We start from the raw sequence: 19829 nt of genomic DNA on the forward strand, positions 1-19829 counted from the left end.
TTGGGATAAAATCCCAGTAATAGATGATTTTATCGATAATATAGACCGCCGAATTCTCCATGAATAGCAGATTGACGCATTCCGGCCAGTGGACAACATCAGCTAAAAGGTTGGCCTGTCCCGGAATGCCTGCTGGCGCCGGATCAAAGCGATGGAGGCGAGCGGCATCGTTAAGAAACGCGTCGCATTGGTGGACCCAGACAAAGTGGGCGCATCGCTGAGAGCGATTGTGATGATCAAGACCGGCACGCATTCGGCGGACTGGATCAGGGAGTTTCAAACTGTCCTGTCGACCTTGCCAGAAGTTGTCGGCGCCCACGGAATGACCGGTGATCTCGATTACATTCTGAGTGTCCGACTCGCCAATATGCCGGGCTATGACGACTTCTACAAACGACTGACATTACGCATTTCTGTATCGGATATGTCGGCGAGTTTAGTTATGGAGGATATCAAAGACACAACGGTGGTGCTCCTATGACCTGTAGCAAACACCCGATGAACCAAATCGACACGTCAGCAGAGGCCTATGAGAATGATGCCATCCCTGTCGTGCGCGAAGTCCACAGTGAACAAGGTGCCGATACTGGGGTTGCGGTTGAGCTACCCACTGCGCTCAAGGAATCGACCAAGACGAAGAGTCCAGCGCAATGGGCCTATGAGCGGATCATCATGTACATCCAGAATTTCGAAAAGCAGCTGGACAACGACCGTGAGGTTGGCATGGGCTTCACTGGCGGTCAGGTGAGCGTCATCAGGATTGAAGGACTTGGGTTCTTTGATCCTGATCTAATCACCTTCTACGGCCAAGATGACACAGGTGCAAAAACGCAATTTCTTTAGAATGTTAGCCAATTGAATGTGATGCTGAGAGCAGCGCCAAAACAATTAGATCAAGACGAACCCAATCGCATCGGCGTCAAACTGGCTGAAGCGTTAGAACGCGATGAGGATGCGACCTCCTGACCCCATTTCAGGTGGTGACAAGGGTGCGTGAATCCACTACATCGGCACCGTCGAAACAAAGGAAAAGACCCATGGCTGAACACAAGCACGGCGAAATGGACACATCCGTTCAGGAAGCAACGTTCAACGGCTTTATGAGCATGGTCACAAAATCGACAATCGTGATCATTGTCGTTTTGGTTCTTTTGGCGCTGATCGGGGCCTAACCTGAATGCACCGCCGGGCTTTTGTAACTGGCAGTGCTGCATTGGCCCTTACCGGTTGCACAACCCCAGTAAGCATCTACGCATCTGACGAGGCCGTCAGAGCTGCTACCTTTTCCAGCAAGGGACCTGCGTCCCTGACGCTTTATACCATGCGCAACACACGCTCTGACAGCGGCGCGCATACCAGCCTTTTGATCGACGCGAGCCAGCGGGTGATGTTCGATCCTGCGGGCAGCTTTGGTCATGAAACGATCCCAGAGCGGGATGACGTGTTGTTCGGCTTTAGTCCAAGGATTGAGGCTTACTACGCCAGCTATCACGCACGGCTGACCTTCTACGTAGTCGCCCAGAAAGTTGACGTGTCGCCAGAAGTGGCGGAGCTTGCCTTAGAGCTCGCCTTGTCAAATGGTGCTGTGCCCAACGCCCTTTGCACCCACGCAACGTCTTCACTTGTGTCGCGCCTGCCTGGGTTTGAGAGTATCGGTGTCACCTATTTCCCAAACAATATGATGGATGATGTCGCCCGATTGCCCGGTGTCGAAACCACGGTCTATCGGGAAAATGACTCGGAAGACAAATCAGTTGCTGCTGCTGCCATTGACGCGCAAATCAGAACTGGCCAGTAGCAAACAGCCCCACGTATAGCGTCACACCTCCTGCGACCATGCCCCAGAGCGGGTTCTTGGCGAGGTAAGCCGCGCTCAACGCTGCAAGTGCTGCCGCAGCGCGGGCAGGATCAAATATGCCATCGGTCGCAGTTGGCCAGATGACCAACGGGGCCACCATGCCAGGCAGGACAGCAACGGGTGTGTAGCGCAGCAACCGCATCACAAGTGTCGGCATCGGTCTGTCGCCGATGAGGCCCAAGAAAGAGAAACGGATAAGGAAAGTCAGCACAGCCAACACGCCGATGATGAACCAGATTTCGGACGCGCTATAGGTCATGGATTGCGCGCGTCCCATGTTTCAACCACGACACCAACGACCATAGCGCAAGCCGCCGCGATCAACAGACCCGTCCCTGATGGCAAGGACGCAAGCGAGAGCGCGACAACCACCGATGTAACCGTCGCTGCGACATGAGCCTTGGTTTTGAGGAGCGGGCCAACCATGGCGAGGAACATGATTGGCACAATGAAATCGAGCGCATATTCCGGTGGAATGGCAGAACCTGCAACAATACCAATCACCGTGGAACCCACCCATGTCGGCACAATGGGCGAGGCCACGCCAAAGAAATAGGCCACCCTCTGCGCGATCGTCAGGTCCGGCACAGCCTCATACTTGGTGATGCTCGCGACATAGGTTTGGTCAAAATTCATGTAGGCTATGAGCACCCGTTGCCACATCGGGGCCGCCCCGAGGTATGGCACGAGGGAGGCAGAATACATCGCCATCCGCAGGTTCACGGCCACAGCCGCGAGGATGACCATCACAATCGCCGCGTCTTCGATCATCAGTTGCAGGGCGGCAAATTGCGCAGCACCGGCGATCACCAAAAGCGAAAACGCAAAGGTTTGACCGAAGCCGAGCCCTGCTTCCGTGCCTACAACGCCAAATAACAAGGCAAACGGCAGCGCCATCAGAATGAACGGCGTCCCGTCGCGAAAACCCGACCAATAGGCGGATTTCACAGTGGTGGGGGGCATGGCTTTGTCCTAAGTTGTTTGTTGAACAGCGGGATATCCAGCTTAGCAAGGAATGACAATTGGCGCGTTTGGTAGATACTTCTGACTATCTGATCGCCCCTGATCCCAACCGGTCAAGGCTGACACATTGCATCGTGGGCCATGATGAAAACGGCGCCGCGACGGAGATTGCCGTTGTTGAAGAGCGTCCTTTAACGATCTTCCTCAACAGCCAAGAAATCGTCACCGCCATGACGATTGGGGATTACCCCGAATATCTGGCGCTAGGGTTCCTAAAGAACCAAGGGATGCTGCACGCTGATGATGACATCGCAGCGGTCGAGTTTGATGAGGAGCTTGAAACGGTCATTGTCCGCACCGCGCGGCAGACTGATTATGAGGACAAGCTCCGCAAGAAGACACGGACGAGCGGATGCGCCATTGGCACGGTATTCGGTGACATTATGGAGGGGCTGGAAGGCGTGAGCCTGCCCAACCTGACGGTGAAAACCTCCGACCTCTACATACTGGCCAACACGATCAACCGCACGCCTTCGCTCTACCTTGAAGCGGGCGCGATCCATGGAACCGTGCTCTGCCAAGACGCAAGGCCGCTGGTCTATATGGAGGATGTGGGCCGTCACAACGCGGTCGATAAGATCGCGGGCTGGATGCTGTCGGAAGATGTGAGTCCGGAGGACAAGATCCTTTACACGACGGGTCGACTGACATCGGAAATGGTCATCAAGACGGCGATGATGGGCATTCCTGCGCTGGTGTCACGATCAGGATTTACGGCGTGGGGTATCGAGATCGCGCAACAGGTTGATCTAACGCTGATCGGCCGAATGCGTGGTCAGCGGTTTGTATGTTTGGCGGGGGAGCATCGCTTGGACAGGGACGCAGACCCGAAAACCGTTTCCGACGAACCCAAAGCGGCCAGCCGCAAGGCCGCCCGATGAAACAGCCCAAAGGTGTGATCCTAGCGGGCGGGTTGGCCACGCGCATGGGCGGTGGGGACAAATGCCTTCTGCCCTTGGGCGACGCTCGGGTCATTGACCATGTAGTTGACCGACTGGCACCTCAGTGTGACGGTCTTGTACTGAACGCGAACGGCGACGCCAGCCGGTTCGACATGTTAGGATTGCCCGTCTGCCCGGACAGTATCGACGGGTTTGCAGGGCCATTGTCTGGCGTATTGACGGGGCTGGATTGGGCAGCGGCCAATGGCGCCGATCACATTGTCACGGCAGCGGCGGACACTCCGTTCCTGCCCTGCGATTTGGTGTCCCAGCTTCAGTTGGCGGCAAATGAAGCGGGCCTCGCGCTTTCGCAATCGCCAAGCGGCATGCAACCCACGTTTGGCCTATGGCCCGTCGCCCTACGCGGTGATTTGCGGGAGGCGTTAGAGGACGGCGTGCGCAAGGTTCTGCATTGGACGGACCGACACGCCGCAGGCATAGCCGCCTTTCCCGATGATGCGGCGTTCTTCAACATTAACACGCCCGACGATCTGAAAATGGCAGTGGCGATGCTATGAAGATGTACGGGATCGTTGGGTTCAAGAACGCGGGGAAGACAGGCTTGATGGAACGGCTGGTGGCGGAAATTGTTGGCCGCGGCTTCACCGTCTCCACCATAAAACACGCGCATCATAATTTCGACGTCGATCAACCTGGCAGGGACAGCTACAGGCATAGAAAGGCGGGCGCATCGCAGACCGTCCTCGCCTCCGCCAATCGCTGGGCGATGATGACAGAACTGCGTGGGGCAGACGAACCCACGCTCGATCAATTGCTGGCAGGGCTGTCGCCCGTCGATTTGGTCCTGGTCGAAGGCTACAAGCGTGGGGATCATCCGAAGGTAGAAGCGCACCGCGCCGAACCCGGAAATCCGCTGCTTGCCCCTGATGACCCAACGGTGCGGGCGGTGGCCGCCGATTGCAAAGTTGACGCGCCCTGCCCTGTTTTTGATCTAAACGACACGACGGCTATTGCGGATTTCATCCTTTTGGACGTTGGGCTTTGACCTTTGACCTTTGACAAGATCATCATTGTCGATTGGTCGGGCGGGAAAGATCAGGGGCCAAAGCCAAAGAAAGATGCGATTTGGGCCTGTGTGGTGACACAAAGACAAGTGACTGATCCCATCTATTTCCGAAACCGGCAGGTTTTTGAAACGTGGTGTCGGGACGAATTGAGAGATGCACGGGAGGCTAGCCACCGCGTGCTCTGCGGTTTTGACTTCCCGTTCGGCTATCCAACTGGGTTTGCAAAACATCTCACCGGATCAGACGACGCTTTTGCCCTCTGGGATTGGATCGAAGACCGGATTGAGGACGCACCCAAGGACAACAACCGTTTCGCCGTCGCGGCAGAGATGAACCGTTTGTGCGATGGGATTGGCCCTTTTTGGGGGAATGGGACAAAGGGTGATCACGACGGCCTACCGCGAAAAGGACTTGTCCGGGAACAACACGGATGGCCAGAGCGTCGCAAGGCGGAGGAAAACGCCAAAGGCACGTTCACCGTTTGGCAATTGGCTGGCGCGGGGTCCGTCGGGTCACAGACCTTGATGGGCCTACCCTTGCTCAACCGGCTGCGTAGGGAGTTTGGGGCCGCGTTATCGGTTTGGCCACTGGAACCGACGGAGACGGACATCGTTCTGATGGAAGTGTGGCCCTCCTTGCTCAGCACAGAGATTGCTGAAAGCCTGCCCGAAGGCGAAATCAAAGACGCGCATCAGGTTCGGGTCTTAGCTCAGGCCATAAGCCGGTTGCAGGTAGATGCCCTGTCGCAGATGCTGGACGTGCCTGTAACGGAAGAAGGATGGATTTTCGGTTTGGGTCATGAGGATGCATTAAAAGCTGCTGCCGAGGGCGGATTGGTCCCGCCGCCCTTGCGCAATGACTGCTTTGCGATGCCGCAAGGTGCCTATTGGACACCGGAGGCGGACGCACTCGCCCATTTGCGCGCCGCGATGACGCCCGTTGTTGGCGCCGAAAAGATGCGCGTATCCTTGGCGGCGAACAGGGTGCTTGCAACCGATGCTGTCGCTGCCCGCTCCCACCCACCGACCCCAAACTCCGCAGTGGATGGGTATGCGATGGTTGGTCCTATCGCAGAGGGGTCTCATAACTTGACGCTGGTCGACGGCGTTTTAGCAGCAGGTCATGTTTTTGACGGCGTGGTCGCAGATGGCGAAGCGCTACGCATCCTAACGGGCGCGCCACTGCCCGACGGGGCCAATACCGTCATTCTTCAGGAAGATGTGTCCAACGACGGCACTTCCATCGCATTCCATGGCCCCCTCAAAGCGTGGGCAAATGCGCGCAAAGCGGGGGAGGATATGACCGCGGGGCAGACTGTCTTATCCGCAGGGCGTCGATTGACCAGCGCTGATCTGGGTACGCTGACCGCAGCAGGAATTGCACAAGTGGAGGTTTTCCAGCACCTGAAGGTTGGCGTTTTGTCAACAGGGGATGAACTGCGCGACGTGGGCGAGGCGGCAACAGATGCGCAGATATTCGACGCAAACCGTCCAATGCTGTTGGAAAACCTGCAGCGCTGGGGATTTGAGGCGATCGATTTAGGGCGGGCGCCTGACGACCGCACAAAGGTACGGTCTATCCTCGATAGTGCAGCAAAACGATGCGACGCGATCTTGACCTCTGGTGGCGCGTCCGCGGGTGATGAGGACCACATGTCAACGGTCCTGAAAGACACTGGCGACTTCGCGCTGTGGCGCGTGGCCGTAAAGCCCGGACGCCCCTTGGCGATGGGCATGTGGAACCAAACGCCCGTCTTTGGCTTGCCAGGCAATCCGGTGGCCGCGCAAGTCTGCTCCCTAATTTTCGCCTATCCAGCACTCTCCATGATGGCAGGGATGGCGTGGCAAGAGCCAATGACCTTTAAGGTGCCCGCGGCATTCAGCAAATCTAAGAAAGACGGGCGCACCGAATACCTTAGGGCCAGAATAGAAAATGGGTGCGCTGTTCCTTTTGCCTCCGAAGGGTCAGGGCGGATTTCAGGGCTCAGTTGGGCCAATGGATTGATCCGTTTGCCCCATGAGGCGATGACTGTGGAGCAGGGTGATCTTGTTGATTTTCTACCCTTTTCCAGCTTCGGCTTATGATCATCCGCGCGGGCTTTGATCCGTCCGACCGGCAGTTGGCAGGCGCGCTTTTTTGGGAAGCATTCGGGGCCAAACTTGGTCGCGCCCTCGGCCCCCGATACAAGGCACTAAAATTTCTGGATCGTGTGATCCGCAGAGATCATGCGATTTCAGCTTACTCGGACGACGGGCAACTCTTGGGCCTTGTTGGGTTCAAGACGATTCACGGCGCTTTGGTTGGCGGCGACTTCTCTAACATGCGCGCAATTTACGGGACATTTGGTGCTGTTTGGCGGGCCATGCTTCTCTCGATGTTGGAGCGCGACATCGAAAACCAAAGGTTCTTGACGGATGGCATCTTTGTCACCGCTGACGCCCGAGGCCAAGGCGTGGACCAAGCGCTCTTGGCTGCGGTCAAATCAGCGGCAGAAAGGCGGGGCTATGATACCATCCGTCTCGATGTGATTGATACGAATCCTAGAGCAAAAGCACTTTATGACCGAAACGGGTTTTCAAGCGTTGATACTCAGCACCTTGGCCCGCTCAAGCATATCTTCGGCTTTCAAAGCGTAACGACGATGGTTGCGGCGACAAGCAGGACCGGTGCTTAAGTTGTAGACCGCACCGCACGGACTATGTTCTAATTCAAACCTATTCAGCGGAGACATGAATGCCAGACGGGTCCAACGCCATCAAACGCGGTCGGAAATTCGACCAAGTGCTGGATGGTGCGCGGGACGTGTTCATGATGCACGGGTTCGGCGCCGCGTCTGTTGATGACATTGCGCGGACGGCAGGCGTGTCAAAAGCCACGCTCTATAGCTACTTCAACGATAAACAGAGCTTGTTCATCGAAATCTCGAAATCCGAATGTCAAAAGCAGGCGATGTCGATCCTTGCCGAAACATCCGATGAAGACCCGTTGGATGTTGTCCTTTTGGAAGTCGCCACACGTTTCATCGACTTCATCACCTCAAAATTCGGGCAACAGATTTTCCGCATCTGCGTGGCTGAAAGTGAGCGTTTCCCTGAACTGGGCCGCGCGTTTTATGAGAGCGGCCCGATGCTGTTTCGGTCGCACATGACCGAGTTGTTGCAGTGTGCGCATAATGACGGTGTGGTGGAAATTGAAGATTTCGCACTCGCCGCCGACCAGTTTGCAGAACTTTGCAAGGCAGAGCTTCACCCGCGCATGGTCTTCCAAGGCACGAAAGACTTCTCCGATGCGGAGAAAGAGCGCATTGCAAAAGGCGCTGTGAGGACCTTTATGGCCTCACATGCCAAGCGGTAGTTTAGGCTCTAAGCCTGATCCCCAAATATCAATATACCACAACAGACCTGATTGATTTTCCTTCATGCATCAAATCAAAACCTGAATTGATGTCATCCAGCGACATGGTATGCGTGATCATTGGATCAATCTCGATCTTGCCGTCCATGTACCAATCCACGATCTTTGGCACGTCTGTTCGCCCCCTGGCACCGCCGAACGCAGTGCCGCGCCAGCTGCGACCCGTAACAAGTTGGAAAGGACGGGTTGCGATTTCCGCACCAGCAGGGGCCACACCGATGATGATGCTTTCGCCCCAGCCCTTATGCGCAGATTCCAACGCAGTCCGCATCACTTGCACGTTGCCGGTTGCATCAAACGTGTAGTCCGCACCGCCGCCGGTTAATTCAAACAAGTGGCCGACCATATCGCCTTTCACATCGCTCGGATTGACGAAATCGGTCATGCCGAACTTCTCAGCCATCGATTTCTTGTCGTTGTTCAGGTCAACGCCCACAATCTGATCCGCTCCAGCGAGGCGCAGACCTTGGATGACGTTAAGGCCGATGCCACCCAAACCAAATACGATCGCGCGGCTGCCAATCTCTACCTTTGCAGTGTTGATAACGGCACCAATGCCTGTCGTGACACCGCAGCCGATGTAGCAAATCTTATCAAACGGCGCGTCAAGGCGGACTTTGGCGAGCGCAATCTCAGGCAAAACCGTATGGTTCGCGAAAGTCGAACAGCCCATGTAGTGCAAGATCGGCGTCCCATCGAGCATGGAGAAACGGCTGGTACCATCTGGCATTACGCCTTTGCCTTGAGTTGAGCGGATCGACTGACACAGGTTTGTCTTCGGGTTCAGGCAGTACTCACATTCACGGCATTCTGGCGTGTAGAGCGGGATCACGTGGTCGCCTGGTTGGAGGGATGTGACACCTTCACCGACTTCAACCACGACGCCTGCGCCCTCATGGCCAAGGATTGCCGGGAACATCCCCTCTGGGTCAGCGCCAGACAGTGTGAATTCATCTGTATGGCAAATCCCCGTGGCTTTAATTTCCACTAGAACTTCACCAGCTTTCGGGCCATCGAGGTTTACCTCCATCACCTCAAGAGGTTTGCCAGCTTCCAAAGCAACCGCCGCACGTGTCCGCATTTCAATGCCCTTCTCTTTTTCAATACACCATTGTTCAGCGATAAATCAGAGAATTTCAATGTTTTTGGGAGGTCCGTCGACATTGCCCTGCTTGAACCCTGCCGACAATCTATTGACTGTGGCTGCATGAAACGTATTCTGATCCTCATTGTTCTCTCGGCTTGTAGCCACACCGTCGGGCTGCCGCCCGTACCGGATGGCGACGCTGACAGTTGTGGTGCGGCGCAATATGGCGCAGTTGTTGAGCAACCGGCGACGGCGCTTGAGAAGGTCTTGATCTTGGGTCAGGTGCGGCTAATTCGGCCCACAACAGCGGTTACACAGGATTTCCAGCCCGAGCGGATCAACTTTTTCATCGACAGCACAAAAACAATCACTGCGATCACATGTGGCTAGGTTTGGGGGATGAAGCGAACGCACTCAAGACAATAAACTGGGTGGGGGCATAATCGTCACAGCCCTTAGGTAGCGTTCGCTATGCCCTTGGTAGTGCACCCCGACTGTGTTCGGGTTTTGAGCGAGTCATGGTTCCGTAGAGGTCTTTTTTGGGCAAGTTCGTGGCGGTGCTTGATTTACTGCCCAATTGTCGCAAATCTGTGGTCATGACGGATCAATCACCTATCCCCTTCAAGCCTTCACCTTATGAAGTCGTGGCATTCCACCGAACAGAGCTGGCTCCTATCCTTGCCCTCTATGGCCGCATGGTCGCAGCGGGGGAATGGCGCGACTACGGGATCAGCTCTTTGAAGGATCTTGCAGTGTTTTCGGTGTTTCGTCGGACGGCGGAATATCCGATGTACCGCATCGAAAAGCGCCCCAAACTGCGATTGCGACAAGGGCAGTATGCAGTCGTCGGTATGGATGGGCGCATCTTGAAGCGCGGCAACGATTTGAAACAGGTCTTGCGGGTGTTGGAGCGGAAACTGATCCGCGCTGTCGATTAGGACAAAACGCGACGGTGCGCGGTGACTGGACCGTACCCTTGCGCAGAAATCCGATCAATGGCTTGCGAAATCGACTCATACCGACAGGCCATGTGGTGCGCATTTGCGTGGATCAGCGTGCTCTCGTCTACCACGATTGCAACATGGCCATCCCAAAATATCAAATCACCACGCGAATACTTGGAATTATTGGGTGTTAGGTCGCCAAAAGACATTTCCTGCAGATCACTATCCCCTGGCACGATATGACCACACGCTGCAAAGGCGGCTGACACCAACCCTGAACAATCAATCCCGAGGGAGGCATTCCCACCCCACAGGTAAGGCACGCCAAAAAACATCTGAGCAGCCGCAGCAGGGTCTGTCAGGGGTCGGTCAAGCGGGCGCAGATGCCCCTTGGGAACGTAGCCAACCGAGGTTTCCATGAATTTACGCTCTTCGGAAAGCACAGTCACGCGGCTACCAAAAGACAAATACATAAGGTCAGGCGTTTTCATATCCGACGCTTCATAAGCATGCGTGGCGAGGGTCGAGACGAAATGTGTGGGTTCGGAGCCAGTCGTCAGCGCAGGCGACGGGAGATACCCGACGTAACCAGATACTGTTTGAACAAATGACCAACCGTTATCGTCTTCTATCTGCGTGACCCGCTCCCCCAAAAGCAGTTGCCGCTCACGCTTGCCATCTGGCACGGTCAACAGATCAACGAAGCTGACAGTGACAGATACTGTTTTTCCATCCACCAACTCACGATCATCCACGTTTAACCCTGACCCACGCAGCACAACACGCTCGTTCGCTGGGATCAATCGACGATCCATCAGAGTGAGAGCAGTTTGGGCAGCGCATCTAGAATGGTCCGCGCACCCATGCCAACGCCGCCTTTCGGGCGTGCCGGTGCGGGGCTGGGTTGCCAGCCATAGATGTCAAAATGTATATACGGGGCTTTCACAAACCGTCTGAGGAAAAGCGCGGCTGTGATGCTGCCCGCAAACCCGCCCTTCGGCGCATTGTCGAGGTCGGCAATCCCAGGCTCAATCATCGTTTCATAGGGACCGTGGAAGGGCATCCGCCACACAGGATCCGCGACCTTTGCCGCACTTTCTGACAAGGCAACCGCGTGTCCGTCATCATCCGTGTAAAAGGGCGATAGATCAGGGCCAAGCGCTACGCGCGCTGCGCCGGTTAGTGTCGCCATAGAGATCACCAAATCTGGATTGCTTTCGTCTGCTAGAGCCAGCGCATCAGCAAGCACAAGGCGCCCTTCGGCATCGGTATTGTTGATCTCTACAGTCAATCCCTTGCGCGAAGTCAGCACATCTTGTGGGCGGAAGGCGTTGCCATCGATGCTGTTTTCCACAGCAGGGATCAAAACGCGCAAGCGAATTGGCAGATCGAGCGCCATAATCATCAGAGCCAGCCCAAGGACAGTGGCAGCCCCGCCCATATCCTTTTTCATCAGACCCATCGATCCACCGGGTTTAATATTCAGCCCTCCTGTATCAAAACAAACGCCTTTACCCACCAAAGTCAGCGTCGGCCCCTGTTTGCCCCAGTGCATATCGATAAGCCGTGGTGCGCGGTTGGAGGCGCGACCAACGGTGTGGATCATCGGGAAGTTTTGTCTCAGCAGATCGCTGCCTTCTGTCACATCGACTTTGGCACCAAAAGTCGAGGCAATCGTACGTGCGGCATCCTCAAGCTCTGCAGGACCCATATCCGAGGCCGGTGTGTTGATAAGATCACGGGTCAAAACCTCCCCTGCAGCGATCGCCTCGACCCGGATGGTATCAACGTCCGCGGGCGCAACGAGCGCTGGTATGTCTGTCGGGGATCCTTTGTATCTGGTGAATGTGTAGCCGGAGAGGAGCCACGCCAATGCAAACTCTTCCGCTTTGTCTTGCGGCAGCTCATTGGCCAAATGATAGGTGCCTGCAGGCAATCGTGTGGCAACAGCGCCCAAATCAAAGCGCGACCGCGCGCGGGCGTCATCCGTGCCATTGCCAATCAAGATACAAGAAATGCCGCCGCTCTTGTCAGGGACGATGAGTTCCTGACCCAAGCCAGCTTTGTATCCTACCTTCCCCGCCCAATCGGCAGCCGCTTTGGGCAGGTTCACAATTTCTTCGAATGTCGTGATGTGGAGTGGGGTCGATTTGGTATCTGCTGGGGCAAAATGAGTTTGCATAAGGGACTCCTCTCCCTTAGCAGCCTAGCTTATCAGCCCTTTTGAACAACCTCAAAGTGCCTCAAACATCTTCCACATCTGAGAGATAGCTTCGTCAAACGATCGATCCAGACGTTCAAACGCGGCTGAAATGGTTGCGGTGCTGACCTTTGCGTTCGCTGGTCGAAAAAATGACGCCGCTCTGCTTACAGACAAAAGCCCAACTCTTTGGGAGATCACCGTCAGTCGTCTAGTCGAGATCAGCGTTGCCTCGATGCCGTTTTGCGCAACTGAAAGGCGAATTTCTTCAACTTGTGCTGCCTTTTCTTCTAAAGCGGAGAAAATGACATCCTCAGCCCGTTGCGGATCTTTGGTACTGAACAGTGCAATGAATTGTGCCTCTTCCAACTCGCATTCCCGCTTGAGCCGCAATGGCACGACCTCTGCGGAATGCTCGGAAGGATGAAGGGTTAGGTAGGCGTTTGTAACCATGTGAAAAGGGATACGGGCCAGTCCTTCCCAGAAGGTCTCCTACGGCTGATGAAATAGCTCGAAGTTCGGGAAAATCCGCCTCAAACGCCTTAGGTTTACCTCATTTCTGAAGTAATTTGATTTGACTGAATTGGGCTGCTGAGATGTTGAAAAAGAAAAAAGGGTATCCGAATTCACCCCATTGTCAACACTCGTTAAATAACTGAATTGGCAGCGGCAGCGTATCCCAGCAAATAAATGCACCCCCAGGCCACAGTAGCGGTGGAAAATCCAACAATTAACTGAATATAGACCGCTGGGGAACGATACCATGAGCGGACAAAATTACGACAAGTAAACGGCAGAAAGATGTCATTTTCTACTTATGCGTATAGAACTGTATCATTTTGACAAATAATCAGACATCAAATATGGCGACTGTTGCAGATGTCGAAACAATAGATCCGACTCACCCTTTCTTCAAACAACGCTGACCGAGAACTTCGGCAATCTGTACTGCATTCAGCGCAGCGCCCTTGCGCAGATTGTCTGAGACACACCAAAGATTTAGGCCATTTTCGATGGTGGAATCCTGACGAATACGGCTGATAAACGTCGCATAATCACCGACACATTCAATCGGAGTGACATAACCGCCGTCTTCGCGCTTATCGATCACCATAATGCCAGGGGCTTCACGCAAAATGTCGCGCGCTTCGTCTTCGTCGAGGAAGTCTTCAAATTCGATGTTAATCGCTTCTGAGTGGCCAACAAAGACTGGTACGCGCACGCATGTCGCGGTCACTTTGATGGATGGATCGACGATCTTCTTGGTCTCCGCTACCATCTTCCATTCTTCTTTTGTAGTGCCATCTTCCATGAAGACGTCGATGTGCGGGATCACGTTAAAGGCGATCTGTTTCTGGAACTTCTTGGACGGCACATCATCGGTCGGATTGTACATGGATTTTGTCTGATCCCAGAGCTCATCCATCCCCTCTTTGCCCGCGCCAGACACGGACTGATAGGTCGAAGCGACAACGCGCTTGATCTTCGCACGGTCATGCAGAGGCTTCAGCGCCACAACCATCTGCGCCGTTGAGCAGTTCGGGTTGGCGATGATGTTTTTGTTTTTGTAGCCTTCGATCGCGTCGGCGTTCACTTCTGGAACGATCAGCGGCACATCGGGGTCATAACGGTAGAGCGAGCTGTTATCGATGACCACGCAGCCCACCGCAGCAGCTTTCGGCGCGTACTTCTTAGTCGCATCAGACCCAACTGCAAAAAGCGCCATGTCCCAGCCGGAAAAGTCGAAGGTGTCGAGGTCCTGGGTGACGAGCGTTTTCTCACCAAAGCTCACCTCCGTGCCAATGGACCGACGGCTGGCCAATGCGGCCACTTCGTCCGCCGGAAACTCACGTTCAGCAAGGATGTTGAGCATTTCGTGGCCGACATTTCCTGTCGCCCCAACGATTGCGATTCGATAACCCATATGTACGCTCCTTAGATATCCGGCGCGTCTTACAATGCAGCCGCAGCAATGGGAAGAGCGGCCGCGCTGCTTGTCGGATTGTGGGGCATTTCGCAACAACAGGGCCATCGGCAAAGTTTTGTCGATATTCTGACACGATATTGCCACATTTGTTGACAGGTCCGTGCGCCCATCCCAGACCGGCGACGTACTCAGTCACCTCTTTGAGGATGGTTTCATGGATTATGCCGCATTTCCTTTGCTCTTGCTGCTTGGCTTTGGCTTGTTGGCATTTGCATCAAACGATGACGAAGAAAGCGGCGGAACGCTTGGGAACGCAGACGAAGGCGGCATCCTTCCCGAAGAGCAGCCCATCATATACATCCGATTTGACGAACGGGACGACATAGAAAGCTTTGGCATCGGCCCTGAAGCGATCTTTGCCGAAGGTTGCAACGATCAGATTTCAACAGGCGCCAAAAACGATCATATATTCTTTTCGGATGGTGATGATCTATCCTTCATCGACGCGCATGGGGATAACCTGCCTGACGACCCCGTCACAGGGGCGCTTGGGGACGATTTCATCCGTGGTGGAGATGGGGCGGACGTGCTGATCGATGTCGAGGGGTCAAATGAGCTCTTTGGCGATCTAAAAGCTGACGTTCTGGATGCCACCGAAAACTCGCCAGAGGCGACCGATGCGGCAGACCAGCTGTTCGGCGGTTTTGGCGCGGACACGCTTGTTGGAGATGACGGGGACGAAATGCATGGCAGCGAGGGTGTCGACAGCTTTATCGTTGAGTTTGACGCAGCCACCGATGATGCAGTTGTCATTTCTGACTACACCGCAGGTGAGACGATCCTTATCCAAGTGCCAGAGAGCACTGAAAACGAAGACGCCACCGCCACAGCAAGTGACGATGGCATCAATGTCTTAATCGGCGATGTAACTATCTAGATCGTACAAGGGATCACTGATCCCGAAGAGCTTGACCTGACGGTTGAAGCTGTCCTCTGATCAAACCGCCGCTTTGATGCTTTCTTCAAGGTAAATCTCGCGCAAGCGCCCAGCAACGCTTCCTGGTTCACCCGTCCCAACAGCTTTACCATCGATTTCTACCACAGGCATGACGAATGTGCTGGCGGAGGTGATGAACGCTTCATCGGCGTCTTGCGCCTCTTCAATGGTGAAGAGCCGCTCTTCCACTTGCATCTGTGCCTCTTTCGCAAAGCGAAGCACCGCTACACGTGTGATGCCGTGCAGGATGTCATTCGACAATTGCCGTGTGATGATTGTGTTGCCCTTAACGATATAGGCGTTGTTGGACGTGCCTTCGGTGACGTGGCCATCCTCCACCATCCAGGCATCATCAGCGCCGGCAGCCTTCGCCATCATCTTTCCCATCGATGGGTAGAGCAGTTGAACCGTTTTGATGTCACGCCGGCCCCATCGCTGATCGTCGATGGAAATAACCTTCATCCCCTTCTTGGCAGCAGGGCTGTTTGCAAGTCCCGGCTTGTTCTGAGTGAACAAAACAACCGTGCAAGGTGTCGTTTCTGGATCAGGAAAGACAAAGTCACGATCATCTGGCGCGCCGCGTGTGATCTGGAGATAGACCATCCCCTCATCGATGTCGTTCAGGCGAACCAGTTCGCGGTGCACGTCCAGCAACTCTTCCTTGGTGATCGGATGCGGCATGTTCAATTCGTTGAGCGATCGTTCCAACCGCACGGCATGGCCTTCAAAATCAACAAGCTTACCTTCAAGCACTGACGTCACCTCATAGACACCATCCGCCATCAGGAACCCACGGTCAAAGATGGAAACCTTGGCTTCATTCTCGGGCAGGTATTCGCCGTTTAAGTAGACTGTGCGCATGGTGTTATCCCCATAATGCGGCGGCAGGAGGGTGCACGCCTTTGTCATCAAAAATCAGTGATTGTTCGCGGTCTTCGGCCAAAAGCAGAGGTCCGTCAAGGTCGGTAAATGCCACACCCTGCGCCAAGATCGTTGCTGGCGCCATCGCGAGGGACGACCCAACCATGCAGCCCACCATGATCTGATACCCTTCGACGATGGCCGCGTCTTTGAGCGCCAGCGCCTCCGTCAAACCACCGGTTTTGTCGAGTTTGATATTCACCATGTCATACTTGCCCTTCAGCGATGGCAAGCTGGCGCGGTCATGGCAGGATTCATCCGCGCAGACAGGTAAAGGGCGTGCAATCTCTGCCAAAAGCTCATCGTCGCCTGCAGGGAGTGGTTGCTCCACCATTTTCACGCCAAGGTGCAACAGGTGGGGCGCAAGATCACTGTAGACCTCAGCCGTCCACCCCTCATTCGCGTCGACAATAATGGGCGCGTCAGGTGCGCCGCGGCGAACAGCCTCAAGCCGCACCATATCATCCGGGGTGCCCAGCTTAATCTTCAGGAGCGGGCGATGCGCATTCCGTCGCGCCTGTGTTTCCATCTTCTCAGGCGTATCGAGCGACAATGTATAGGCGGTAATTTTTGGTTGCGGCGCTGGCAGCTCCAAAAGATCCCACACCCGCTTGCCCGCCATCTTTGCCGCATGATCCCAAAGGGTACAGTCCAAAGCATTGCGGGCTGCCCCTGCGGGCAGTTCCTCTTCCAAATCACACCAGCGGCCAGAAAACCCTTCGATTTGTGCAGTCACACTCTCCAACGTTTCACCATAGCGGGCATAAGGCACGCATTCACCCCAGCCGACGAAGCCTTTATGATCGGCTTTAACAGTCAACACCTCAGCCTGAGTGCGTGAGCCACGGCTGATGGTAAAGGTTTGCGCCAGTTTGAAAATGTCCTGCTGGACCGAGATTTGCATCATCGCCCTCCTGCCGATGAGGGGCAGCAACTAACCAAAGCCGCCTTCAACACGCGCTTAAAGTGCGTCTAGCGCGTCGACAAGGCGGCCTGCACCTTGACGGAACGGATCGATAGTGGGCAGGCACATCTCTGCTTCGACTTTGGCAAGATAGTTTTCGAATTCATCGTCCGCCAAATGCTGCGTGTTCACGGAAATGCCGATCACCTGACAGTTCGGGTTCGCTACCCGCGCCATCAAAAATGCCGCCTCGCGCAACTCTTGCAGGCTCGGTTGCTGATAGTCGGGTAGGCCGCGCATATGTTTGCGTGTAGGTTCATGCGCCAGCACCAACGCATCAGGCTGACCGCCGTGGATCAGCGCCATCGTGACGCCGGAATAAGAGACGTGGAACAGGCTTCCCTGCCCTTCGATGTGATCCCAATGATCGTCGTCGTTGTCAGGGGTCAGATATTCAACCGCACCCGCCATGAAGTCTGCAACAACAGCGTCGAGCGGGACGCCTTCGCCCGTAATCAGAATACCGGTCTGCCCGGTGGGCCGGAATGTCGATTTCATGCCGCGCGTGCGCATCTCTGCATCCATCGCCATGCCCGTGTACATCTTTCCAACAGAACAATCCGTGCCAACAGCCAAACAGCGCTTGCCCTTGCGCTTTACGCCGGTTGCGATGGGGTATTGGACGGATGGCACGCGCACGTCATGAAGCTGAGTGCCATTTGCTTTGGCGGCTGCAACAAGATCCGCTTCATCGCGCAGAAGATTATGCAGGCCGGAGGCGAGATCGTATCCCATGTCGATTGCCTCAAGTAGTACCGCTTTCCAAGCTGCGGAAATCACACCGCCGCGGTTGGCGACACCGATGACCAGCGTTTTCGCACCTGCCGCTTTTGCCTCCGTCAGCGACATATCGGTCAAAGCCACATCCGCGCCGCAGCCATCCATCCGGAATTGGCCAACCGCGTTCTCAGGGCGCCAATCCTTGATGCCTTGCGCAACTTTCGCAGCAAGTTGATCTGGCGCGTCGCCAAGGAAAAGAAGGTAGGGTGTCTTGATCATCGCGCATCTCCCAAGCGTAGAATCAGATCTTGCGCGATCTTCTCTCACCTTTGGGGCAAGTTCTTCTCAGATGTTGACGTGAAACACCCGCGTGCTGCGCAATTTTTGCGCCATGCTAAAAATTCATGCGAGATTAGTGCTTCAAAATCATCAAGTGCAAAAAACCCGGGCGCGAACGCCCGGGCAATTAAGTCAGCTAACAGGAAGGACGTTAGCCTTTGGAAAACTCAGGGTAAGCTTCCATACCCAGCTCAGACATGTCCAAGCCGTTGATCTCATCTTCTTCACTGACACGGATGCCCATGATCGCTTTCAAGATGAACCAGACTACAAGGGACGCCACGAAGGTGAAGACACCGTAGGCGATGATGCCTTGGATCTGTGTGCCAAGGGATGCGTCACCGTTATAGAAGACAACAGCGATTGTGCCCCAGATACCGGCGAAGAGGTGCACAGGGATCGCACCAACAACGTCGTCGATCTTCAGCTTGTCCAGGAATGGAACAGCGAACACCACGATCACACCACCGATAGCACCGATCCAAAGCGCGCCGAAGAGAGTTGGCGCGAGCGGTTCAGCCGTGATCGACACCAGACCAGCCAATGCACCGTTCAGGATCATTGTGAGGTCAGGCTTCTTGTACAGAACCTGTGTCAGGATCAAGGCTACAACTGCACCAGCCGCGGCTGCCATGTTTGTGTTCGCAAAAATACGGGACACGTCAGACACGTCGCCAACGGTACCCATTGCAAGCTGCGAGCCACCGTTGAAGCCGAACCAGCCGAGCCACAGGATGAACGTACCCAGCGTCGCGAGGGCGAGGTTGGAGCCTGGCATTGGGTTCACTTTGCCGTCCTTGTACTTGCCCAAACGTGGACCCAGCACGATCGCACCAGCAAGCGCGGCCCAACCACCAACGGAGTGCACAACTGTAGAACCCGCAAAGTCGGAGAAGCCGGCTTCGGACAACCAGCCGCCGCCCCACTGCCAAGAACCGGAAATCGGATACATGAAGCCTGTCAGAACAACAACAAAGATCAGGAATGGCCACAGCTTGATCCGCTCAGCGAGCGTGCCGGATACGATGGAGGCTGTCGCAGCGACGAACACCAACTGGAAGAAGAAATCAGAGCCGACAGACGCATAATCAAGCGCTGCGTCAGCTGCAGCAACACCCACGGGGTCCAGAACTGTCTGGCCGCCGATAGCGAACCAACCGTTGAAGTCGCCTGGGTACATCGTGTTGAAGCCAACGATCCAGTACATGATTGCTGCGATGGAAAAGAGCGCGATGTTCTTTGTCATTTGCATTGTCACGTTCTTGGACCGCACCAAGCCACCTTCGAGCATCGCAAAACCTGCGGCCATGAAGAAAACAAGGAAGCCTGCCATGCAGAACAGCAGGGTGGTCATGATATACGGGCCAATCTCGTCAAAGCCCGGCGCGGCGTCTTGCGCCAGCGCCAATGTTGGCAGCGCGGTAAGGCCCGCACCCAACAGGAGTGATTTGTTGAATTTCATGTCT

23 protein-coding genes and 2 pseudogenes are annotated in these 19829 nt (G+C 55.1%); 14 read left to right on the forward strand and 11 right to left on the reverse strand.

The window, feature by feature from the left end:
• Window positions 1–112 precede the first annotated feature (112 nt).
• The 5 genes and pseudogenes from ACTF5F_RS03805 to ACTF5F_RS03825 form a co-directional block, all read left to right on the forward strand.
• Window positions 113–169, forward strand: a pseudogene (locus ACTF5F_RS03805) (winged helix-turn-helix transcriptional regulator); the annotation flags it as partial.
• The gene (locus ACTF5F_RS03810; RefSeq protein WP_438955637.1) at window positions 152–481 is read left to right on the forward strand and encodes an Lrp/AsnC family transcriptional regulator; all 330 of its coding nucleotides are present in this window, start codon (window positions 152–154) and stop codon (window positions 479–481) included. The pseudogene ACTF5F_RS03805 and the gene ACTF5F_RS03810, both read left to right, overlap by 18 nt.
• A 17-nt stretch (window positions 482–498) precedes the next feature.
• A pseudogene (locus tag ACTF5F_RS03815) lies at window positions 499–966 on the forward strand (DUF6173 family protein).
• A 71-nt stretch (window positions 967–1037) separates the two neighbouring features.
• Complete coding sequence (locus ACTF5F_RS03820) at window positions 1038–1172, forward strand: aa3-type cytochrome c oxidase subunit IV (protein ID WP_438955557.1); 135 nt, start codon at window positions 1038–1040, stop codon at window positions 1170–1172.
• 149 nt (window positions 1173–1321) lie between these two features.
• Window positions 1322–1798: a hypothetical protein gene (locus ACTF5F_RS03825; protein WP_438955558.1), complete on the forward strand. Its 477-nt coding sequence runs from the start codon at window positions 1322–1324 to the stop codon at window positions 1796–1798.
• On the opposite strand, the gene ACTF5F_RS03830 is transcribed toward ACTF5F_RS03825, so the two are convergent.
• A complete protein-coding gene (locus ACTF5F_RS03830; RefSeq protein ID WP_438955559.1) occupies window positions 1782–2117 on the reverse strand; it encodes an AzlD domain-containing protein in 336 nt (111 codons plus the stop codon). The genes ACTF5F_RS03825 and ACTF5F_RS03830 overlap by 17 nt on opposite strands.
• Window positions 2114–2821, reverse strand: a complete 708-nt coding sequence (locus ACTF5F_RS03835; protein WP_438955560.1) for an AzlC family ABC transporter permease — start codon at window positions 2819–2821, stop codon at window positions 2114–2116. The genes ACTF5F_RS03830 and ACTF5F_RS03835 overlap by 4 nt, the downstream gene beginning before the upstream one ends.
• A 59-nt stretch (window positions 2822–2880) precedes the next feature.
• On the opposite strand from ACTF5F_RS03835, the gene ACTF5F_RS03840 reads away from it, so the two are divergent.
• The 6 genes from ACTF5F_RS03840 to ACTF5F_RS03865 are packed head-to-tail and all read left to right on the forward strand — an operon-like array spanning window position 2881 to window position 8204.
• Window positions 2881–3762 carry a formate dehydrogenase accessory sulfurtransferase FdhD gene (locus ACTF5F_RS03840; protein WP_438955561.1) on the forward strand — a complete coding sequence of 294 codons (882 nt, stop codon included), beginning with the start codon at window positions 2881–2883 and terminating at the stop codon, window positions 3760–3762.
• Window positions 3759–4340 (forward strand): molybdenum cofactor guanylyltransferase MobA, encoded by a 582-nt coding sequence (gene mobA, locus ACTF5F_RS03845; protein ID WP_438955562.1) that lies wholly within the window; start codon window positions 3759–3761, stop codon window positions 4338–4340. The genes ACTF5F_RS03840 and mobA overlap by 4 nt, the downstream gene beginning before the upstream one ends.
• A complete protein-coding gene (mobB, locus tag ACTF5F_RS03850; protein WP_438955563.1) occupies window positions 4337–4828 on the forward strand; it encodes a molybdopterin-guanine dinucleotide biosynthesis protein B in 492 nt (163 codons plus the stop codon). The genes mobA and mobB overlap by 4 nt, the downstream gene beginning before the upstream one ends.
• Before the next feature lie 3 nt (window positions 4829–4831).
• A complete protein-coding gene (locus tag ACTF5F_RS03855) occupies window positions 4832–6934 on the forward strand; it encodes a molybdenum cofactor synthesis domain-containing protein (RefSeq protein WP_438955564.1) in 2103 nt (700 codons plus the stop codon).
• Window positions 6931–7524: a GNAT family N-acetyltransferase gene (locus ACTF5F_RS03860; RefSeq protein ID WP_438955565.1), complete on the forward strand. Its 594-nt coding sequence runs from the start codon at window positions 6931–6933 to the stop codon at window positions 7522–7524. The genes ACTF5F_RS03855 and ACTF5F_RS03860 overlap by 4 nt, the downstream gene beginning before the upstream one ends.
• 59 nt (window positions 7525–7583) lie before the next feature.
• Window positions 7584–8204, forward strand: a complete 621-nt coding sequence (locus tag ACTF5F_RS03865; protein WP_438955566.1) for a TetR/AcrR family transcriptional regulator — start codon at window positions 7584–7586, stop codon at window positions 8202–8204.
• Between the two features lie 28 nt (window positions 8205–8232).
• Here the strand turns inward: ACTF5F_RS03865 and ACTF5F_RS03870 are convergent, their stop codons facing one another.
• Window positions 8233–9345, reverse strand: coding sequence for an S-(hydroxymethyl)glutathione dehydrogenase/class III alcohol dehydrogenase (locus ACTF5F_RS03870; protein WP_438955567.1), 1113 nt, complete (start codon window positions 9343–9345; stop codon window positions 8233–8235).
• Between the two features lie 126 nt (window positions 9346–9471).
• Between ACTF5F_RS03870 and ACTF5F_RS03875 the strand changes: the two genes are divergently transcribed.
• Complete coding sequence (locus ACTF5F_RS03875; RefSeq protein ID WP_438955568.1) at window positions 9472–9741, forward strand: I78 family peptidase inhibitor; 270 nt, start codon at window positions 9472–9474, stop codon at window positions 9739–9741.
• Window positions 9742–9947: 206 nt separating this feature from the next.
• Window positions 9948–10289, forward strand: coding sequence for a DUF2794 domain-containing protein (locus tag ACTF5F_RS03880; protein ID WP_438955569.1), 342 nt, complete (start codon window positions 9948–9950; stop codon window positions 10287–10289).
• On the opposite strand, the gene ACTF5F_RS03885 is transcribed toward ACTF5F_RS03880, so the two are convergent.
• The 4 genes from ACTF5F_RS03885 to ACTF5F_RS03900 all read right to left on the reverse strand — a co-directional run bounded on the left by ACTF5F_RS03885 (window position 10286) and on the right by ACTF5F_RS03900 (window position 14419).
• Window positions 10286–11098, reverse strand: a complete 813-nt coding sequence (locus ACTF5F_RS03885) for a C40 family peptidase (protein ID WP_438955570.1) — start codon at window positions 11096–11098, stop codon at window positions 10286–10288. The two genes, ACTF5F_RS03880 and ACTF5F_RS03885, sit on opposite strands and share 4 nt — an antisense overlap.
• 11 nt (window positions 11099–11109) lie before the next feature.
• The gene (locus ACTF5F_RS03890; protein WP_438955571.1) at window positions 11110–12477 is read right to left on the reverse strand and encodes a leucyl aminopeptidase family protein; all 1368 of its coding nucleotides are present in this window, start codon (window positions 12475–12477) and stop codon (window positions 11110–11112) included.
• A gap of 51 nt (window positions 12478–12528) precedes the next feature.
• Window positions 12529–12948 carry a hypothetical protein gene (locus ACTF5F_RS03895; RefSeq protein ID WP_438955572.1) on the reverse strand — a complete coding sequence of 140 codons (420 nt, stop codon included), beginning with the start codon at window positions 12946–12948 and terminating at the stop codon, window positions 12529–12531.
• 448 nt (window positions 12949–13396) lie between these two features.
• Entirely contained in the window at window positions 13397–14419 is a 1023-nt protein-coding gene (locus ACTF5F_RS03900; protein ID WP_438955573.1) for an aspartate-semialdehyde dehydrogenase, read from the reverse strand.
• Between the two features lie 217 nt (window positions 14420–14636).
• On the opposite strand from ACTF5F_RS03900, the gene ACTF5F_RS03905 reads away from it, so the two are divergent.
• Window positions 14637–15359: a hypothetical protein gene (locus tag ACTF5F_RS03905; protein WP_438955574.1), complete on the forward strand. Its 723-nt coding sequence runs from the start codon at window positions 14637–14639 to the stop codon at window positions 15357–15359.
• A gap of 60 nt (window positions 15360–15419) precedes the next feature.
• Here ACTF5F_RS03905 and ACTF5F_RS03910 read toward each other — a convergent pair whose 3' ends face one another.
• The 4 genes from ACTF5F_RS03910 to ACTF5F_RS03925 all read right to left on the reverse strand — a co-directional run bounded on the left by ACTF5F_RS03910 (window position 15420) and on the right by ACTF5F_RS03925 (window position 19825).
• Window positions 15420–16280: a D-amino-acid transaminase gene (locus ACTF5F_RS03910; protein WP_438955575.1), complete on the reverse strand. Its 861-nt coding sequence runs from the start codon at window positions 16278–16280 to the stop codon at window positions 15420–15422.
• A gap of 4 nt (window positions 16281–16284) precedes the next feature.
• Window positions 16285–17244, reverse strand: a complete 960-nt coding sequence (gene dgcA, locus ACTF5F_RS03915; protein ID WP_438955638.1) for an N-acetyl-D-Glu racemase DgcA — start codon at window positions 17242–17244, stop codon at window positions 16285–16287.
• Window positions 17245–17301: 57 nt separating this feature from the next.
• A complete protein-coding gene (gene dgcN, locus ACTF5F_RS03920) occupies window positions 17302–18303 on the reverse strand; it encodes an N-acetyltransferase DgcN (RefSeq protein WP_438955576.1) in 1002 nt (333 codons plus the stop codon).
• Window positions 18304–18514: 211 nt separating this feature from the next.
• Window positions 18515–19825 (reverse strand): ammonium transporter, encoded by a 1311-nt coding sequence (locus tag ACTF5F_RS03925; protein WP_438955577.1) that lies wholly within the window; start codon window positions 19823–19825, stop codon window positions 18515–18517.
• Window positions 19826–19829 lie beyond the last annotated feature (4 nt).

It is taken from the genome of Cognatiyoonia sp. (assembly GCF_965661665.1).
Taxonomy (GTDB): Bacteria; Pseudomonadota; Alphaproteobacteria; order Rhodobacterales; family Rhodobacteraceae; genus Cognatiyoonia.

Bases quoted from the DNA above. Each gene is read 5' to 3' on its own strand.
- dgcA (WP_438955638.1), bottom strand. From the start codon at position 17,244: ATGCAAATCTCGGTCCAGCAGGACATTTTCAAACTGGCGCAAACCTTT.
- ACTF5F_RS03835 (WP_438955560.1), bottom strand. From the start codon at position 2,821: ATGCCCCCCACCACTGTGAAATCCGCCTATTGGTCGGGTTTTCGCGAC.
- ACTF5F_RS03880 (WP_438955569.1), top strand. From the start codon at position 9,948: ATGACGGATCAATCACCTATCCCCTTCAAGCCTTCACCTTATGAAGTC.
- ACTF5F_RS03910 (WP_438955575.1), bottom strand. From the start codon at position 16,280: ATGCGCACAGTCTACTTAAACGGCGAATACCTGCCCGAGAATGAAGCC.
- mobA (WP_438955562.1), top strand. From the start codon at position 3,759: ATGAAACAGCCCAAAGGTGTGATCCTAGCGGGCGGGTTGGCCACGCGC.
- ACTF5F_RS03870 (WP_438955567.1), bottom strand. From the start codon at position 9,345: ATGCGGACACGTGCGGCGGTTGCTTTGGAAGCTGGCAAACCTCTTGAG.
- ACTF5F_RS03905 (WP_438955574.1), top strand. From the start codon at position 14,637: ATGGATTATGCCGCATTTCCTTTGCTCTTGCTGCTTGGCTTTGGCTTG.
- ACTF5F_RS03875 (WP_438955568.1), top strand. From the start codon at position 9,472: ATGAAACGTATTCTGATCCTCATTGTTCTCTCGGCTTGTAGCCACACC.
- ACTF5F_RS03830 (WP_438955559.1), bottom strand. From the start codon at position 2,117: ATGACCTATAGCGCGTCCGAAATCTGGTTCATCATCGGCGTGTTGGCT.
- dgcN (WP_438955576.1), bottom strand. From the start codon at position 18,303: ATGATCAAGACACCCTACCTTCTTTTCCTTGGCGACGCGCCAGATCAA.
- ACTF5F_RS03820 (WP_438955557.1), top strand. From the start codon at position 1,038: ATGGCTGAACACAAGCACGGCGAAATGGACACATCCGTTCAGGAAGCA.
- mobB (WP_438955563.1), top strand. From the start codon at position 4,337: ATGAAGATGTACGGGATCGTTGGGTTCAAGAACGCGGGGAAGACAGGC.
- ACTF5F_RS03860 (WP_438955565.1), top strand. From the start codon at position 6,931: ATGATCATCCGCGCGGGCTTTGATCCGTCCGACCGGCAGTTGGCAGGC.
- ACTF5F_RS03825 (WP_438955558.1), top strand. From the start codon at position 1,322: ATGCGCAACACACGCTCTGACAGCGGCGCGCATACCAGCCTTTTGATC.
- ACTF5F_RS03865 (WP_438955566.1), top strand. From the start codon at position 7,584: ATGCCAGACGGGTCCAACGCCATCAAACGCGGTCGGAAATTCGACCAA.
- ACTF5F_RS03925 (WP_438955577.1), bottom strand. From the start codon at position 19,825: ATGAAATTCAACAAATCACTCCTGTTGGGTGCGGGCCTTACCGCGCTG.
- ACTF5F_RS03810 (WP_438955637.1), top strand. From the start codon at position 152: ATGGAGGCGAGCGGCATCGTTAAGAAACGCGTCGCATTGGTGGACCCA.
- ACTF5F_RS03900 (WP_438955573.1), bottom strand. From the start codon at position 14,419: ATGGGTTATCGAATCGCAATCGTTGGGGCGACAGGAAATGTCGGCCAC.
- ACTF5F_RS03895 (WP_438955572.1), bottom strand. From the start codon at position 12,948: ATGGTTACAAACGCCTACCTAACCCTTCATCCTTCCGAGCATTCCGCA.
- ACTF5F_RS03890 (WP_438955571.1), bottom strand. From the start codon at position 12,477: ATGCAAACTCATTTTGCCCCAGCAGATACCAAATCGACCCCACTCCAC.